This is a genomic window from Pseudomonas sp. B21-031 (assembly GCF_024748985.1).
Taxonomy (GTDB): domain Bacteria; phylum Pseudomonadota; class Gammaproteobacteria; order Pseudomonadales; family Pseudomonadaceae; genus Aquipseudomonas; species Aquipseudomonas kermanshahensis.
In genome coordinates this window covers 4,473,829-4,490,827 of the sequence record NZ_CP087181.1, presented here as the reverse complement: position 1 = coordinate 4,490,827, position 16,999 = coordinate 4,473,829, and the positions used below count along the sequence as shown (strand labels likewise).

The 16,999-nt window shown below is 63.3% G+C and carries 16 protein-coding genes; 10 read left to right on the top strand and 6 right to left on the bottom strand.

Annotation, left to right across the window (positions count from 1 at the left end):
• Nucleotides 1-46 precede the first annotated feature (46 nt).
• Nucleotides 47-325: a hypothetical protein gene (locus LOY53_RS19930; RefSeq protein ID WP_027594604.1), complete on the top strand. Its 279-nt coding sequence runs from the start codon at nt 47-49 to the stop codon at nt 323-325.
• 335 nt (nt 326-660) lie between these two features.
• Here the strand turns inward: LOY53_RS19930 and LOY53_RS19925 are convergent, their stop codons facing one another.
• Complete coding sequence (locus tag LOY53_RS19925; protein ID WP_258703173.1) at nt 661-2,703, bottom strand: S9 family peptidase; 2,043 nt, start codon at nt 2,701-2,703, stop codon at nt 661-663.
• Nucleotides 2,704-2,799: 96 nt separating this feature from the next.
• Between LOY53_RS19925 and LOY53_RS19920 the strand changes: the two genes are divergently transcribed.
• Genes LOY53_RS19920 through LOY53_RS19910 form a run of 3 tightly spaced genes read left to right on the top strand, consistent with a single transcriptional unit; the run spans nt 2,800 to nt 4,617 of the window.
• Nucleotides 2,800-3,297 carry an MFS transporter gene (locus LOY53_RS19920; RefSeq protein ID WP_099455043.1) on the top strand — a complete coding sequence of 166 codons (498 nt, stop codon included), beginning with the start codon at nt 2,800-2,802 and terminating at the stop codon, nt 3,295-3,297.
• Between the two features lie 15 nt (nt 3,298-3,312).
• Entirely contained in the window at nt 3,313-4,086 is a 774-nt protein-coding gene (locus LOY53_RS19915) for a class II glutamine amidotransferase (RefSeq protein WP_027594601.1), read from the top strand.
• Between the two features lie 9 nt (nt 4,087-4,095).
• Nucleotides 4,096-4,617: a DUF2937 family protein gene (locus LOY53_RS19910; RefSeq protein WP_252825421.1), complete on the top strand. Its 522-nt coding sequence runs from the start codon at nt 4,096-4,098 to the stop codon at nt 4,615-4,617.
• 134 nt (nt 4,618-4,751) lie between these two features.
• On the opposite strand, the gene LOY53_RS19905 is transcribed toward LOY53_RS19910, so the two are convergent.
• A complete protein-coding gene (locus LOY53_RS19905) occupies nt 4,752-5,663 on the bottom strand; it encodes a LysR family transcriptional regulator (protein WP_252825420.1) in 912 nt (303 codons plus the stop codon).
• A 131-nt stretch (nt 5,664-5,794) separates the two neighbouring features.
• On the opposite strand from LOY53_RS19905, the gene LOY53_RS19900 reads away from it, so the two are divergent.
• The 4 genes from LOY53_RS19900 to LOY53_RS19885 are packed head-to-tail and all read left to right on the top strand — an operon-like array spanning nt 5,795 to nt 9,476.
• Complete coding sequence (locus LOY53_RS19900; RefSeq protein ID WP_099455040.1) at nt 5,795-7,081, top strand: MFS transporter; 1,287 nt, start codon at nt 5,795-5,797, stop codon at nt 7,079-7,081.
• A gap of 9 nt (nt 7,082-7,090) precedes the next feature.
• On the top strand, nt 7,091-7,870 hold the full coding sequence (locus LOY53_RS19895) for a 5-oxoprolinase subunit PxpA (protein WP_252825418.1): 780 nt from the start codon (nt 7,091-7,093) through the stop codon (nt 7,868-7,870).
• Complete coding sequence (gene pxpB, locus LOY53_RS19890) at nt 7,867-8,562, top strand: 5-oxoprolinase subunit PxpB (protein ID WP_258703172.1); 696 nt, start codon at nt 7,867-7,869, stop codon at nt 8,560-8,562. The genes LOY53_RS19895 and pxpB overlap by 4 nt, the downstream gene beginning before the upstream one ends.
• Entirely contained in the window at nt 8,559-9,476 is a 918-nt protein-coding gene (locus LOY53_RS19885; protein WP_258703171.1) for a biotin-dependent carboxyltransferase family protein, read from the top strand. Before pxpB ends, LOY53_RS19885 begins: the two co-directional genes overlap by 4 nt.
• Before the next feature lie 133 nt (nt 9,477-9,609).
• On the opposite strand, the gene LOY53_RS19880 is transcribed toward LOY53_RS19885, so the two are convergent.
• The 3 genes from LOY53_RS19880 to LOY53_RS19870 all read right to left on the bottom strand — a co-directional run bounded on the left by LOY53_RS19880 (nt 9,610) and on the right by LOY53_RS19870 (nt 12,947).
• Nucleotides 9,610-10,788: a VWA domain-containing protein gene (locus tag LOY53_RS19880; RefSeq protein WP_027594592.1), complete on the bottom strand. Its 1,179-nt coding sequence runs from the start codon at nt 10,786-10,788 to the stop codon at nt 9,610-9,612.
• Nucleotides 10,789-10,798: 10 nt separating this feature from the next.
• Nucleotides 10,799-11,644, bottom strand: coding sequence for a MoxR family ATPase (locus tag LOY53_RS19875; RefSeq protein WP_027594591.1), 846 nt, complete (start codon nt 11,642-11,644; stop codon nt 10,799-10,801).
• 229 nt (nt 11,645-11,873) lie between these two features.
• Nucleotides 11,874-12,947: a DUF748 domain-containing protein gene (locus tag LOY53_RS19870; RefSeq protein WP_252825412.1), complete on the bottom strand. Its 1,074-nt coding sequence runs from the start codon at nt 12,945-12,947 to the stop codon at nt 11,874-11,876.
• Nucleotides 12,948-13,080: 133 nt separating this feature from the next.
• On the opposite strand from LOY53_RS19870, the gene cysK reads away from it, so the two are divergent.
• Both cysK and LOY53_RS19860 read left to right on the top strand, forming a co-directional pair.
• Complete coding sequence (gene cysK, locus LOY53_RS19865; RefSeq protein WP_027594589.1) at nt 13,081-14,055, top strand: cysteine synthase A; 975 nt, start codon at nt 13,081-13,083, stop codon at nt 14,053-14,055.
• A gap of 172 nt (nt 14,056-14,227) precedes the next feature.
• The gene (locus tag LOY53_RS19860; RefSeq protein WP_027594588.1) at nt 14,228-15,163 is read left to right on the top strand and encodes an aspartyl/asparaginyl beta-hydroxylase domain-containing protein; all 936 of its coding nucleotides are present in this window, start codon (nt 14,228-14,230) and stop codon (nt 15,161-15,163) included.
• A 161-nt stretch (nt 15,164-15,324) separates the two neighbouring features.
• On the opposite strand, the gene LOY53_RS19855 is transcribed toward LOY53_RS19860, so the two are convergent.
• Complete coding sequence (locus LOY53_RS19855; RefSeq protein ID WP_252825410.1) at nt 15,325-16,977, bottom strand: cyclic peptide export ABC transporter; 1,653 nt, start codon at nt 16,975-16,977, stop codon at nt 15,325-15,327.
• Nucleotides 16,978-16,999: the final 22 nt, after the last annotated feature.

Below are 16,999 nucleotides of genomic sequence, written 5' to 3'. Positions count from 1 at the left end.
CCATTTAGGCGTAGCCTGTAGGAAGGTTCCCGACAGGAGGTTGCTGATGTTGCATGCGATCCTCACCGCGTTGCTCCTGGCTGGCCTGCCCATGGCCGAAGCCGCCAGCGCGCCACCCCGGCTCAATACACCCGTGCCCGGCGCCCCCGGCACGCCCACGCCTACGCCGTATCCGCAGATCACCCCGAGTACGCCGCCGAAGGCTTATGACAGCCAGCCTGGTGCACCGTTGTTGCCGCCAATGCCGGTGCCTGGGCCGCCGAAGGACCAGCCGTTGCCAGGGCTGCGGCCAGAGCCTGTGAAGGTGCCGGTGGAGGAGGATTAGAGTGACGGTTTTGGGCGGGAAGGGTTTGCCGTGGCATTTGCAGTGTTGCGAAGATCGAGCGCCGCCCGCGCGGCGCATCGCGAGCAACGCTCGCTCCTACGTTTGTTTCGGGCCAGTTACGCCGGTGGCAGCGCGCGCGACCGCCTTGTTTACACGACCCGGTATTGAGATGGACGCCAAGGGGCCGCGCGCCAATGCCTCAGGAATAATTGGCCAGAAACAAACGTAGGAGCGAGCGTTGCTCGCGATGCGCCGCGCGGGCGGCGCTCGGTTTCAAAACCGCTGCATCCCCAACGTCATACACCTATAAAACACTGCGCGGTCTCACCTTTGCGCTACACCACCCCCAACTCGCCAAACACGAAGGCATACTCCAGCGCCACATCCTTGAGCCCCTGATAGCGCCCGCTCATGCCGCCATGCCCAGCACCCATTTCAGTCTTGAGCAGCAGCAGGTTGTCATCGGTCTTGCGCGTGCGCAGGCGGGCGACCCACTTAGCGGCCTCCCAATACTGCACGCGGCTGTCGTTGTAGCCGGCCACCACCAGCATGGCCGGGTAGGCCTGGGCTGTTACGTTCTCGTACGGTGCATAGGCCTTGATGCGCTCATACACCTCGGGCTCTTGCGGGTTGCCCCATTCGTCGTACTCGGTGACGGTCAGCGGCAGGTCGGGGTCGAGCATGGTGTTGAGCACGTCGACGAAAGGCACTTCGGCAATCGCGCAGCGGAACAGCTCGGGGCGCAGGTTGAGCACCGCGCCCATCAACAACCCGCCCGCGCTGCCGCCGCTGATGGCCAGGCGCTCGGGCGAGGTCACGCCTTCGGCGATCAGGTGCTCGGCACAGGCGATGAAGTCGGTGAAACTGTTCTGCTTGTGCGCCTGCTTGCCGGCCCGGTACCAAGCCTCACCCAGCTCGCCACCACCGCGCACGTGGGCAATGGCAAAGGCCACGCCGCGCTGCAGCAGGCTCAGGCGGGCATGCGAGAACCACGGGTCGAGGCTTTCGCCATAGGCGCCGTAGCCATACAGGTACAGCGGCACGGTCTTGCCCAGGTCTTCGCGGCGGCGCACCAGGCTGATCGGCACCTGAGTACCGTCCTGGGCGGTGGCCCACAGGCGCTGGCTGACATAGTCGTCAGCATCGAACGCACCCAGCACCGGGGTTTGCTTGAGCACCGCCTGCGCCCCGGTGGCCAGCTCCAGCTGGCGCACCTGGGCCGGGCGGTTGAGCGCTTCGTAGCGCAGGCGCACGCGGGGGCTGACGAACTCCAGGCTGTCCTGCACGTAAAGGCTGTAGGCAGCATCCGGCAATTCGACACGGTAAGCCGCCAGGCCCTGGGGGCGTACTTCGATGATCGGCAGGCCACCTTCGCGCAGGCTCAGGGTCAATGCCCCTGTGTTGAGGCTCAGGCCTTCCAGCATCACCTCGTCGCTGTGCGCTACCAGCAACTGCCAGCGATCACGGGTCGGTACGTCATCGGCTGGGGCGTGGTACAGGGCGAAGTTGATGCCGTCCTGGTTGGTGCGGATGAACCAGCGCCACTCGCCATCGAGCTGGCCGTGATCAGGGAAGTACTCATGGTCTTCAACCCGTGGCGCCAGGCAGGTGAACGGCAGCTGCGGCGTTTCGGCATCGAGTACCCAGGCCTCGCTGGTGGTCTTGCTGTTCAGCAGCAGTACCAACTGGCGTTCGGAGCTGGTGCGGTAACAATGCAGGAAGAAGCGGCCGTCGGGCTCTTCGAACACAGTTGGCGCGCCACTGCTACCCAGGGTGTGACGACGCAGGCGCCAAGGGCGATGGGTGTCATCCAGTTCGGCGAAGAACAGCGTCTGGCTGTCATTGGCCCAGGTCAGGCTGCCATCGCAGTCCTCGAAGGGCAGGGTGGTGATGCTGTCGTCGCCCAGGTCCTTGACGTACAGGGTGTAGATCTCGTCGCCGCTGGTATCGAGGCTGTAGGCCAGCAGGCGATGGTCGGGGCTGACGTTGAAGGCCCCCAGTGACAGGAAGCCGCCGTTGGCCAGTGCGTTAGGGTCGAGCAGCAGCTGTTCGTGGCTTTCATCCACCGTGTTGGAGTCGTCAGCCGGGCGCGGGCAGCGGTAATGGCGCGGGTATTCGTCGCCAGCGGTGGTGCGGGTGTAGTACAGGTACGGACCCCAAGGGGAGGGCAGCGACAGGTCGGTTTCCAGGATGCGGCCTTTGATTTCTTCGAACAGCTGTTCGCGCAGGGGCGCTTGGTCGGCCAGGCAGGCTTCCTGGTAGCTGTTCTCCGCCTGCAGGTATTCGAGCACCTCGGGCGTGTCGCGCTGTTGCAGCCAGGCGAACGGGTCGGCGGCGTTGTCTGCGCGGGCGATGGGGGGCTGGGGCTTGGTGGGCATCGGGGGTCCTTGGCTGAGGCCTGAACAGGGAAGCGCTGTCTGCGCCCTGAAAAGTGTTTATCATAGGCAACTCTTTGCCTGGCTTGCACGAACACCATGACCGAGAACGACTATACCCTCGCCTGGGGCCTGTACGCCCTTGCCGCCCTGGGCTGCCTGTTGGTGGGCTTCAAGCTCACGGGTTGGATGTGGCGCTGGCTGCGCGAACCGCTGCGGGTGATCCTGGCGGTGCTGCTGCTGACCCCGACCATCGTCGACCCGGTCAAGGACAGCTTTGCCCCGGCCATCGCCATTACCGCCCTGGACGTAGCATTCAAGGTCGGCAACAACGCCTGGCGCGCGGTGTCCGATTTTGCCATGTACGGCATGATCGCTTTTGGCCTGTACTTGCTCTTCGTGTTGTTGCGCTGGCCGCTGGAAAAGCGTGCCCGTGAGCGCCGCGAGCAAGCCGAAGCCGCCGCCAAGCGCCAGGCCGCCGAGGATGACGAGGTCCGGGTCGACGCCCCGCTGGCGGCCGAGCGCCGTGACCGTTATCGCAACGATCCACCCCCTGCCGCGCCTGCGGGCGGCGGTCGGGTCGAGCCTCGCCTGTAAATCGGAGACACGCGCATGTGCGAACTGCTGGGCATGAGTGCCAACGTCCCCACCGACATCGTTTTCAGCTTCACCGGCCTGATGCAACGCGGCGGCCGCACCGGCCCGCACCGTGATGGCTGGGGCATCGGCTTTTACGAAGGGCGCGGCCTGCGCCTGTTCCAGGACCCGGCCGCGAGCAGCGAGTCGGAAGTCGCCAACCTGGTGCAGCGTTACCCGATCAAAAGCGAAGTGGTCATCGGCCACATTCGCCAGGCCAACGTCGGCAAAGTGTGCCTGTCCAACACCCACCCGTTCGTCCGCGAAATGTGGGGCCGCAACTGGTGCTTCGCGCACAACGGCCAGTTGGGCGACTTCAAGGGTGAAGCGACCTTCTATCGGCCCGTGGGCGATACCGACAGCGAAGCGGCCTTCTGCGACCTGCTCAACCGCATCCGCGCGGCCTTCCCAGAGCCGGTAGCCGTGGAACAGCTGCTGCCGGTGCTGGTCGAAGCCTGTGCCGGCTACCGTGGCAAGGGCGTGTTCAACTGCATGCTCAGTGACGGCGACTGGCTGTTCTGCTTCTGCTCGACCAAGTTGGTGCACATTACCCGGCGCGCACCTTTTGGTGCGGCACGGTTGAAGGATGTCGACCTGATCGTCGATTTTCACACCGAAACGACCCCCAATGACGTGGTCACGGTGATTGCCACCGAGGCCCTGACCGAGAACGAGACCTGGGCGCGTTACGCGCCGGGCGAGTGGGCACTGTGGCGGCACGGAGAGTGCGTTTCGCAAGGCCAGAGCTAAGGACGCTGCATGTTCAGAAGTTACCTGCGGTTGTTGCTGTTCACCTTCGGCCTGCTGGCCGGTATCCAGGTTCCGGGGCTGGTCAATGACTACACCCAGCGGGTCGAGGCGCACCTGTTCGAATCGCGTCAGGCGCTGGATGGCTTCAAGCAGACGGCCGAACGCTTCTTCAATGGCGACCTGCAGGCGCTGCTGCGGCATTACCGCAGCAGTGATGACCCGGTGTTTAACAGTGATGCCAACAGCATCGAAAGCCTGATGATCCGCAACGAACTGTTGGAAAACGAATGGCAGGCGCTGCAAGGGTCGTGGGTGAGCCGTACCTGGCATGTATTGGTACAGCCGGACCCGCAAATGCGTGAAGAAACGCTCAAGGGCTACAGCTACCAGATTCTGCTGGTGCCAGAGGCGGTTGGCTGGGGCATTGGTGTTGGGTTTGTGCTGGCCTTTGTGGTCGAAAGCCTGTTGCTGGCGCTTGGCTGGGTGATCATGGGCGGGCGGCGTCGGGTGGTGAAGGAAAGCTGGCGCTGAGTCATATAGCGCCTGTGCGGGCCTCTTCGCGGGCAAGCCCGCTCCCACAAGCGTTTTGCAGTATTTAAGCTTTGCACTATCACTGTGGGAGCGGGCTTGCCCCGCGAAAGGGCCGGTAAAGGCAGCGATAATCCCTAGACCAGCACAATCCGTTGCCCACCCACATCCTGCGCATACCGCTCCAGCACCTGCCGGCACACCTCGACCACCTCATCCACCAATGCCACCCCAGTCTGCCAGGCCACCACCAGCTCCAGGCTAGGCGGTGGTTGCAGCCCTTCCAGCAGCACCAATTCCCCCAAGCTTAGCTCCGCATCCACCAAGGCCGGTGGCAGCGCACCCACCGCAAAGCCGTCCCGCAATAGCCGGGTAATCGCTGCCACCGAGTTCACGCAGTTCAAGCGCGGTGTTTGCACCCCGGCGCCTTGCAACAGGCTGAGCACCTCCTGGTGCGGCCTCGAGTTTTTCGAAAAGGTCACGATGCGCTCGCGGCCCAGTTCCGCCAGTGAGGCGTAATCACGGTGCTGGAGCGAGCCTGCGGCCACGATCCAGCCCATCGGGTAACGCGCCAGGTCCAGGCTGCGGATCGACTGTTCACGCAGCAGGTCGGTCTGCAGGATCACATCCAAAAAGCCCTTCTGCAGCTGCTCGCGCAGGTTCAGCGCGGTATCGGCCACCAGCTCGATCTCTACCTGCGGGTAGCGCTCGGTCAACGCCGCCACCAACGCGCTCATCCAGGTATGAATCACCGTGTCCATCACCCCGATGCGGATGCGCCCGACCTTGGCCCGGTCGCTGTCCAGCGATTGCTTCATGGCCTTGGCCGTGTCGAGCATGCGCTCGGCGTATTCCAGCACCTTGCTGCCCTCCGGGGTCAGGCTGACGCCGCGTGAGTCGCGCAGCAGCAGTTTGACGCCCAGGTCGGCTTCTAGCGCGGCGATGCGGCTGGAGACCGAGGCCTGGGTGGTGAACAACTTTTCTGCGGTCAGGCGGAAGCTCTTGAGCCGGGCGACCCAGACGAAAGTTTCGAGGAAACGAAGGTTCATGATCAGTTTTTCTTGTTCCAGACCGGCGGTTTTTCTCGTTGGACGCACCCGGCGCGGTCTCTGAACAATGATGCCCAGGCCGCGACGCAATAGGTCGCCCCATAAAACAATACCAACAAGCCGAGGCAAGCATGAACCCCACCGGCGTGCAGCAGCAGGTCGCTTCACCTTCTTCGACCGGGCCTTTCGCCTGGTACCGCGACATCGACAAGCAGCAACGACGCACCTTCTGGAGCTGCAAGATCGGCTATGGCCTGGACGGCATGGACACGCAGATGCTCAGCTTCGTCATCCCCACGCTGATCATGCTGTGGGGCATCAGCACCGCCGAGGCTGGGCTGATCCACACCAGTACGTTGATCGCGTCTGCCATCGGCGGCTGGGTCGCCGGCATCCTGTCCGACCGTATTGGCCGGGTCCGCACCTTGCAGCTCACGGTGCTGTGGTTCGCGTTCTTCACCTTCCTCTGCGGCTTCGCGCAAAACTACGAACAGCTACTGATCGCCCGTACCTTGATGGGCTTTGGCTTTGGCGGCGAATGGACCGCAGGCGCGGTGCTGATCGGCGAAGTGATCCGCGCCCAGGACCGCGGTAAGGCGGTGGGCATGGTGCAGTCCGGGTGGGCCATCGGCTGGGGCCTGACTGCAATTCTGTACGCGCTGCTGTTCTCCTGGCTGCCGGCCGAGCAGGCCTGGCGCGCGCTGTTTTTGCTGGGGCTGGTGCCGGCCGTGTTCGTGATCTTCGTGCGCCGCCTGGTCAAGGACCCGGAGGTGTACCGCCAAGCCAAGGCGGCTGAGGCGGTCGAAGCACCGTCGCACTTCTACGAGATCTTCGCCCCCGGCATGCTCTGGACGACCGTGCGTGCCTCCTTGCTGACCACCGGTGCGCTGGGCGGTTACTACGCGATCACCTCGTGGTTGCCGACCTTCCTCAAAAACGAGCGCGGCCTCAGCGTGCTGGGTACCGGGGGCTACCTGGCGATGGTGATCGTCGGTTCCTACATCGGCTATGTGGTCAGCGCGTACCTGTCCGACCTGTTGGGCCGCAAGAAGAACTTCATCCTGTTCGCCGTGGGCTCGTTCATCATCGTGCTGCTGTACACGCAGGTACCGGTCAGCGATGGCGTCATGCTCTGGCTGGGCTTCCCGCTGGGGTTCTTCGCCTCGGGCATCTTCAGTGGCATGGGCGCGTTCCTGACCGAACTGTTCCCCACCCGCATTCGTGGCTCGGGGCAGGGCTTTTGCTACAACATCGGCAAGGTCATCGCCGCACTGTTCCCCTTGCTGATCGGCGTGCTTAGCCAAAAGGTGCCGCTGGGGTTGGGGATTGGTGTTTTCTCGGCTGTCTCCTACGGCGTGGTGATTCTGGCAGCGCTCAGCCTGCCGGAAACACGCGGCAAACACCTTCAGGCGCGGTAAGGTAGGCCTATGAACAGCGACAAGGGAGTCTGTGTGGTGGAACGCCTGCTTCTCAATTGCGACATGGGCGAGAGTTTTGGCAGCTGGCGCATGGGCCTGGATGCCGAAGTGATGCCGTTTATCGATTGCGCCAACATCGCCTGCGGCTACCACGCCGGCGACCCCAGCATCATGCGCCGTACCGTGGAGTTGGCACTGGCCCATGGCGTGACCATTGGCGCGCACCCGGCCTACCCGGACCTGGTCGGCTTTGGCCGCCGCTCCATGGCCTGCAGCCCTGAGGAAATCCGCGACCTGCTGCACTACCAGATTGGTGCGCTGGACGGCATCTGCAAGGTACTTGGCAGCCGGGTGGCCTACGTCAAACCCCATGGTGCGCTGTACAACGACATGATGGCCGACCCGCTCAAGCTGCGCGCGGTGCTCGAAGCCGTGGCGGCCTATGACAGCGGCTTGCCGTTGATGCTCATGGCCACCGCCGACGACAGTGCGGCACAGGCCCTGGGCGAGGAGATTGGCGTGCCGCTGTGGTTCGAGGCCTTCGCCGACCGCGCCTACACCGCCAGTGGCCACCTGGTCTCGCGGCGCCTGCCCGGCGCCGTGCACCATGACCCGGCCCTTGTGGTCGAACAGGCCGTGCGCCTGGCCCGCGGCGAAACCCTTGTAGCGGACGATGGCAGCGCGCTGCGCCTGCGCGCCAGCACCCTGTGCGTGCACGGCGACAACGACAGTTCAGTGGCCGCGGTGCGGCAGATCCGCCAGGCCCTCGATGCGCTGGAGCAAGTATGAAGGTGCGCGTTGAAGTGGTCGCGATCGACAGCCTGATGGTGCGCCTGTTCGACACCATCGATGAAGCCAACATGCCGTGGATGCTTGCGGCCAGCCAGCGCTTGAGCGCCGCCTTCAGGAAGCACCTGGTGGACTTGGTGCCTTCCTATACCACGCTGATGGTGCAGTTCGATCTGCCGCCTGCGCAGGCGAGGGCGCTGATCACTCAAGCACTGGAGGGGCTGCAGCCGGACACCGGCAGCGGTGGCCGTCGGCATGAGATTCCGGTGTGGTACGACGCCAGTGTCGGCCCTGAGTTGCCCGTATTGGCGGCGCGCACCGGCCTGAGTGAGCAAGAAGTGATCCGCCTGCACAGCGAGCGCGAGTACCCGGTATTCGCCCTCGGCTTCGCCCCAGGTTTCGGCTTCATGGGGCTGGTGGACGAGCGGCTGGCATCGCCGCGCCTGAACACCCCGCGCAAGCGTTTGGCGGCGGGCAGCGTGGGTATCGCCGAGCGCCAGACCGCCGCTTACCCGGCGGTATCGCCAGGCGGCTGGAACCTGATCGGGCGTACCCCGGTGCGTCTGTTCGACCGTGAACGCGAAGGCTACAGCTTGTTGCAACCGGGTGACCGGGTGCGTTTCGTGGCTGTTTCCCACGCCGAGTTCAAGGCGTTGGGGGGTAATGACAGCCCGCTGGAGGCGCAGGCATGACGCAGTTGAAGATTGAGGCCAGCACCGCGCTGTGCCAATTGCAGGATGCCGGGCGGTTTGGCGTGCGCCACCTTGGCGTGACTCAGGGCGGGGCGCTGGACTGGGTGGCAATGAATTGGGCCAACTGGTTGCTGGGTAACCCGCTGGGTGCGCCAGTGATCGAGGTGGCGCTGGGCGGATTCAGCGTGGTGGCCGAGCAGGATTGCGTGCTGGCCTTGGCTGGCGCCGACCTGGATGCGCGGGTTGATGATCAGCCCCTGGCGCCTTGGCGCAGTTTTGCTCTGGCCAAGGGCCGGCGGCTGACTTTGAGGCAGCCCAAGCAGGGCGTACGCGCTTATCTTGCTGCGCCTGGCGGGTTCCAGGCCGAGACAGTGCTAGGCAGTTGCGCCACCGTTGTACGTGAAGCATTAGGCGGTATCGATGGGCGAGGGGAAGCGTTTGGCAAAGGTCAGGGGCTGACGTTTGCCGGGTCATCCCCGGCCTTGCGCGAAGTGCCTGGGGCGTTGCGGCCTGTGTATTCGACAAAGCCTGTGCTCGACCTGGTGATGGGCGCGCAGATCGGTGATTTCAGCGGTATGAGCCTGTTCGAGGCGTTTAACAGTGACTGGACTTTGGACAGCCGAGCAGACCGCATGGGGATCCGATTGCTTGGGCCGCAGCTGGTTTACCAGGGCGCGCCGATGATCTCCGAAGGGATTCCGCTTGGCGCAGTGCAGGTGCCGCCAGATGGGCAGCCAATCGTGCTGCTCAATGATCGGCAGACCATTGGCGGGTATCCACGGCTGGGGGCGTTGACGCCGTTGGCGCTGGCGCAATTGGCGCAGTGCATGCCGGGGGCGGGGGTGCGGTTCAGGGCGGTGGTGCAGGAGGAGGCTTGGCGGGAACAGCAGGGTTATCTGAACCGTTGGCGGTGAAGCTACCGGCCTCTTCGCGGGGCAAGCCCGCTCCCACAGGTAGGGTGCTGTCCCTGAGAACAGCATCCCACCCGGACTGCACTTGAACCTGTGGGAGCGGGCTTGTCCCGCGAAGAGGCCGGTGCAAGCGATATCACTTAGACAGGTACCGCATCCCATCCTCCAACCCCTGCAAGGTCAGCGGGTACATCTTGTCCTCGATCAAATCCCTCACCAGGTGCGTTGACGCGGTGTAGTCCCAGGCCTGCTTTGGGTACGGGTTGATCCAGATGATCTTCTTGAATTTCTCCATGAAGCGCTGCATCCACACATACCCGGCTTCTTCGTTCCAGTGCTCGACGCTGCCACCAGGCTGGGTGATCTCGTAGGGCGCCATGGCCGCGTCGCCGACGAACACCACTTTGTAGTCATCGCCGTACTTGTGCAGCAGGTCGAAGGTGGAGAACCGCTCCGAGGTGCGCCGTAGGTTGTTCTTCCACACCGACTCGTACACGAAGTTGTGGAAGTAGTAGTACTCCAGGTGCTTGAACTCGGTCTTACAGGCGGAAAACAGCTCTTCGCAGACTTTGACGTGGGCATCCATCGAACCACCGATGTCGAACAGCAACAGCAGCTTGACGGTGTTGCGCCGCTCTGGGCGCATCTGGATGTTCAGCAACCCGGCGTCGCGTGCGGTGTGGTCGATGGTGCCGTCGATGTCCAGCTCTTCGGCAGCGCCTTCACGGGCGAACTTGCGCAGCCGGCGCAAGGCCAGCTTGATGTTGCGCGTGCCCAGCTCGACCTGGTCGTCGAGGTTCTTGTACTCGCGCTGGTCCCACACCTTCACCGCCTTGCCCTGGCGCTTGCCAGCCTCGCCCACGCGGATGCCTTCGGGGTTGAAACCGCCTGAACCGAATGGGCTGGTGCCGCCGGTGCCGATCCACTTGTTGCCGCCAGCGTGGCGTTCCTTCTGCTCTTCGAGGCGTTTCTTGAATTCCTCGATCAACTTGTCCAGGCCACCCAGCGACTGGATTTGCGCGCGTTCTTCATCGGTGAGCGAGCGCTCGAATTCCTTGCGCAGCCAGTCTTCGGGGATCAGCGCTTCAAGGTGGCGGTCGAGGTTTTCCAGGCCCTTGAAGTAGGCCGAGAATGCGCGGTCGAATTTGTCGAAATGGCGCTCGTCCTTCACCAGGATCGCCCGTGCCAGGTAGTAGAACTCGTCCATGTCGGCAAACACCACGCGTTTTTGCAGGGCATTGAGCAGGTCGAGCAGTTCGCGTACCGACACCGGCACCTTGGCCGCGCGCATTTCGTTGAACAGGTTGAGCAGCATGGCCGGCCCCTCAGCGGTTGCCGCGTCGGCTCATGAACGCCAGGCGCTCGAGCAATTGGACGTCTTGCTCGTTCTTCACCAGGGCGCCAGCCAGGGGTGGGATGGCCTTGGTCGGGTCACGCTCGCGCAGCACCGCTTCGCCAATGTTGTCGGCCATCAGCAGCTTGAGCCAGTCGACCAGCTCGGAGGTGGAGGGCTTTTTCTTCAGGCCCGGCACTTTGCGCACGTCGAAGAACACGTCCAGCGCCTCGCTGACCAGCGATTGCTTGATGTTCGGGTAATGCACGTCGACGATCTGCTGCAGCGTGGCGCGGTCGGGGAAGGCAATGTAGTGGAAGAAGCAGCGGCGCAGGAAGGCGTCGGGCAGTTCTTTTTCATTGTTCGAGGTGATGATGATGATCGGGCGCTGCTTGGCCTTGATGGTCTCGTCGGTTTCGTAGACATAGAACTCCATCTTGTCGAGTTCTTGCAGCAGGTCGTTGGGGAACTCGATGTCGGCCTTGTCGATTTCGTCGATCAGCAGGATGACCCGCTCTTCAGCCTCGAAGGCTTCCCAGAGCTTGCCCTTTTTCAGGTAGTTGCGCACATCGTGGACTTTTTCGGTGCCCAGCTGCGAATCGCGCAGACGGCTGACCGCGTCGTACTCGTAGAGGCCCTGGTGGGCCTTGGTGGTGGACTTGATGTGCCAGGTGATCAGGCGGGCGCCGAATGAGGCGGCGAGCTGTTCGGCGAGCATGGTCTTGCCAGTGCCCGGTTCGCCTTTGACCAGCAGCGGGCGTTCGAGGGTGATGGCCGCGTTTACCGCCAGTTTCAGGTCGTCTGTGGCGACGTAGTCGCGGGTGCCTTCGAACTTCATGGGAGTGTCCTCTGCGGGTGGCTGGGCCAGCCTTTTCGCGGGGCAAGCCCGCTCCCACAGGAGCACCACAAGCCTCGAGAACTGTGGTATCCCTGTGGGAGCCGGCTTGCCGGCGATAGGGCCATAACAGCCAGTACCTATTTTTGATTTGTTACCGACTATAACGCGGGGCTCGGCGCCTGCAAACGCAGACCGGGTATTCAGTCCCTGAATGCCCCGTCACGCGCTTTCAGTCGGACTTGGGCGCAGGCTGCTCATACCGCGCATTGAACGCCTGGACAAAGCCGTTACGCAGGATCTGCAAAAACGCCTCGAAGGCACTGACATCCTGCTTGTGCACGCTGCCACTGAGCTCCACCCGGGTGGCGAACTGGTTTTTCGGCTGGTTTTTCAGCACCGATTCGGTGCCCCCCACGAGCGCCTCCCACACCGAGCGGAAGAAGCCCTTGTCCTTGTTCTGCACGTCCTGCTGCCAGTTGAACACATCGACATCGCGCAGCAACGGCTTGATATAGCCTGTAAGCCGGCCTTTCTCAGCCTGGGCTTCGATCACCAGGTCGCCATGCCCGGCATTGAAGTCGAACTTGCCGTAGGCACTGGCAAAGTCATTGAGCTTGCGCAACTGAATGTCGGTGGCGCGCAGGCGGAATTCGAAGTCGTCGAAGTCGCTGAACGGGTCGAAGGTGGCGCGGCTCTCGACCTTGGCATCCCCGAACAACACGGCATTAGCGTTAAAACTGGCGTCGCGCCGGCCTTTTTCGTTGCGCACGTTGGTCAGGTTGCGAATGCTGGCGTCGAGCCGGGTGGCCTTGAGGTTGACGGGTGGCTTGGAGTTGAAGTTGCGAAAGGTCAGCACGCCGTCTTCGATGCGTACTTCGTTGAGGGTTATCGGCAACAGTTTTTCCAGTTGTTGGCGCCAGTCGGTGCCGCGGCCGGTTTGTGACGCCTGCTTGCTGCCACCATCGACAAAGTTCAGCGCTGGCCGCACGAAGGTCACCTCGGCCACTACGGCGCGGTCGTACCACAGCGCGTGCCAGCTCACCGACAGGTCGATCAGAGGCGCATCGAGCAGCGGCACCGGGACTTTGCCGCTGGTCTTGACGATCTTCAGGCCGTTGATCTGGTAAGCGCCGCGCCACCAGGCCAGGTCGACGTCGACGACCTGGCCGCGGTAGTCACCCATGTCGGCCAGCTTGTCGTTGAGGTAGTCGCGCACCAGGTAGGGCAGGGCCAGGTGCAGGGCCACCAGCAGCACGACCAGGCTGGCCAGGCCGACCAGCGGCCAGCGGTAGCGACCTTTCATCGAAGGTTCTCCTAGGCTGGATGTGCGGTTGACCGCAGCCGCCGCCTGGGAGTTCGAACAGGCTTTACGGGCCAACGGGGCAGGCTTACCCTTGAAGTCTTTCCCTGCATCTTCATGTTCAAGGACCCCTGCCATGAGCCGTATCTACGCAGACAACGCCCATTCCATCGGTAACACGCCGCTGGTGCAGATCAACCGCATCGCCCCGCGTGGGGTGACCATCCTGGCCAAGATCGAAGGGCGCAACCCGGGCTACTCGGTCAAATGCCGGATCGGCGCGAACATGGTCTGGGACGCCGAAAGCAGCGGTAAGCTCAAGCCCGGCATGACCATCGTCGAGCCCACCTCGGGCAACACCGGCATTGGCCTGGCGTTCGTTGCCGCCGCCCGTGGCTACAAGCTGATCCTGACCATGCCTGCCTCGATGAGCCTGGAGCGGCGCAAGGTGCTCAAGGCCTTGGGTGCTGAACTGGTACTGACCGAGCCGGCCAAGGGCATGAAGGGCGCCATCGAGAAGGCCAACGAAATCGTCAACTCCGACCCGGCCCAGTACTTCCAGCCAGGCCAGTTCGAAAACCCGGCCAACCCGGCGATCCATGAAAAGACCACCGGCCCGGAGATCTGGAACGACACCGACGGCGCCGTCGATGTGCTGGTGGCCGGTGTGGGCACTGGCGGTACCATCACCGGCGTATCGCGCTACATCAAGCAGACCCAGGGCAAGTCGATCCTCTCGGTGGCGGTGGAGCCGGTGGCCTCGCCGCTGATCAGCCAGACCCTGGCCGGTGAAGAACTCAAGCCCAGCCCGCACAAGATCCAGGGCATTGGCGCGGGCTTCGTGCCGAAGAACCTCGACCTTTCCATGGTCGACCAGGTCGAGACGGTGACCGACGAAGAGTCCAAGGCCATGGCCATTCGGCTGATGCAGGAGGAGGGCATTTTGTGCGGTATTTCCTGTGGCGCAGCCATGGCGGCGGCGGTGCGCCTCGCCGAAAAACCAGAGATGCAGGGTAAGACCATCGTCGTAATCCTGCCCGACTCTGGCGAGCGCTACCTGTCGAGCATGCTGTTCAGCGATATGTTCAGCGAGCAGGAAAACCAGCAGTAATCGCCTCGTCCTCTGATCAGGCGCAACACTCGGTAATCCGGTTTATTGCAGAATCTTCATGAATGAGATCCCGCCCAGGTTGTTTTTACTGGGGCGGGATGGGTTTATGATGGCCGGATGATTTTTTCGGGAGCAGGCGGCGCAGGCCTGCTTTCTTTCCAAGGAGTGTTGCATGACCTTTTCCTTTGCAGCCAAGGCGGGTGTCCTGCTGGTGTTTTTCGGCAGCGTGCTGTTCGTGCACCTGCGCGGCAAGGCGCGCCTGCCTGTGTTGCGCCAGTTCGTCAACCATTCGGCGCTGTTCGCCCCCTATAACGCCTTGATGTATCTGTTTTCTGGCGTGCCGTCCAAGCCGTACCTGGACCGCCAGCGCTTCCCCGAGCTGGATGTGCTGAAGGACAATTGGCAGGAAATCCGTGAAGAGGCCATGCGCCTGTTCGACGAGGGTTACATTCGCGCAGCCGAAAAAGACAACGACGCCGGCTTCGGTTCGTTCTTCAAGAAGGGCTGGAAGCGCTTCTACCTGAAGTGGTACGACAAACCGCTGCCGTCGGCCGAGGCCCTGTGCCCGCGCACCGTCGAGTTGGTCAGCAGCATCCCCAACGTCAAGGGCGCGATGTTCGCCTTGCTGCCCGGTGGCAGCCACCTGAACCCGCACCGCGACCCGTTCGCCGGCTCGTTGCGCTATCACCTGGGCTTGTCCACGCCCAACTCCGACGACTGCCGCATCTACGTCGATGGCCAGGTGTATGCCTGGCGTGACGGCGAGGACGTGATGTTCGACGAAACCTACGTGCACTGGGTCAAGAACGAGACCGACGTCACCCGCGTGATCTTGTTCTGCGACATCGAACGCCCGCTGAGCAGCCCGCTGATGACCCGCATCAACCGCCAGGTCAGTGCCTTCCTCGGTCGCGCCACCGCGCCGCAGAACACCGACGACGAGCGCGTCGGCGGGATCAACCAGGCGTATGCCTGGAGCAAGCGTTTCAGCAACAAGATCAGCAGCCACGTGAAGCAGTTCAAACGCGCCAACCCCAAGGCCTACCGCATTCTGCGGCCAGTGTTGGCGGTGGTGGTGGCGTATCTGTTGTACCGCTGGTTGTTCTGATTGCTATTTGCCCGCAGCGCCAGGTGTTCCTGGCGCTTGCAGGCGACCCTTTTTCGGGGTTTATAGTGAATTATAGATCGATTATAGAGCCATTATAGATAGCGCAAAAAAAGGGCGGCCATTGTCGTGACCGCCCCTAGCCAAGCCCGCGCTACGCTACCTCACGCCGGCTCCAGCGCCTCGACCACCTTCCCGCGGCTCAGGTGCACCACCTTGTCCGCCGTATCGAAGTAGCGGTCATCATGCGAGATCACGATGATGGTCTTGCCCAGCCGCTTCAGGTCCGGCAGCAGCTCGGTGTAGAACACCCGGCGGAAGGTCGGGTCCTGGTCCGCCGCCCATTCGTCGAACACCAATACTGGCCGGCCATCCAGCCAAGCGTTGACCAGCGCCAGGCGTTTGCGTTGGCCGGTGGAAAGGTCGGTGGTGGTAAACGCACCATCGCGCACGCTCACCTTATGGGCGATTTCCAGCCGCTCCAGGTAGCGCGTGGCATCGCTGGGCAGGCTGTGCTCGTGCTCGGGCAGGTCTTCGAACAGGTAGTAGTCGGCGAACACGGTGGTGAACAGCTGGCGATAGTCGTCCAGCCCCTGCGGGTCAACGGCCTTGCCGTTCAGGCGCACTTCGCCGCGTTGCGGGGTATACAGGCCCAGCAGCAGCTTGATCAGCGAGGTCTTGCCGCAGCCGTTTTCGCCGACGATGAACAGGATCTCGCCCGGCGCGATGCTCAGGTTCACCGGCCCGACGCGGAAGGGTTCGTTGCCGTCCACCGGTGGGTAGGCGTATTCGACATTGTGCAGCTCCAGGTGCGCGCTGCCCGGGGCGGTGTGCCTGACCGGCTGGTCTAGCAGCAGGTGCGGTTCGGGCGAGGAAAAACGCTCGGACAGGTCGGCGATGCGGCGGAACGCCACTTGCGCGCGGCCGAGAATCGGCAGGTTGCCGATCAGCGTCTCCAGCGGGCCTTTCATGTACAGCAGCACCAGCACGAAGCCGCTCATTACGGCCGGGTCGTTGCTCGGCCACAGCGACTGCAGGGCCAGGGTCAGGCCGATGACCACGAAAAACAGCATCGACCCGAGGCTCTTGGCTGCCACGAAAATGTTGATGGCGCGGATGTGGGTGTTGGCGATGAAGTCGGCGGTGCCCTGGATGTTGCGGGTCAGCATGGCATGGCGGCGGCGGCGGTCGATGCGCAGCTCCTTGGCGCCTTCGGCAATCGCCGAGTAGTGCTTTTGCAGGTTGTCCTCGGCATCGCGGGCGGCGTTGAAACCGGCCACGCCTTTTTGTCGGGCCACGTACTGCACAGCGCTGCCGATGCCGATCGCCACCAGGGTGATGAGGAAGATCGGCCACGACAACCAGGCCAGGTAGGCCATGCAGCCGATCACCGTGGTCAGCGAGATGGCCAGCGGGGCGAAGGCGAAGGCGAAGTCGCTGATGGTGTCGACGTCGCGGGTCAGCACTGGGATCAGGCGGTGGGTGCGGTAGCGCTCGATCTGCTCGATCGGCGCCGACAGCACCTTGGCGCCGAGGTCTTTGCGCAGCCGGGCGATGACCTTCTGGCCAACGTAGTTGGTGCCACTGTCGGCGGCCACGCTGCTCACCAGCGCCAGCACGCACAGGCCGGCGAAGGCCAGGATCACGCCCTGGCTCATGCCATCGGGGGCATGCAGGCCCTGGTTGACGGTGGCCAGCAGCGCGGTCACGGCCAGGCCGCCGACCATGCCCAGCAGCACCGAGACGATGACCGCTGGGCGGTAGGGTTTGAGCAGGTTCAGCAATTCGCGGATGGCCCCGGGGGAAGACGTTTTCATGAAGCGCGATCTCGGTGAGGGA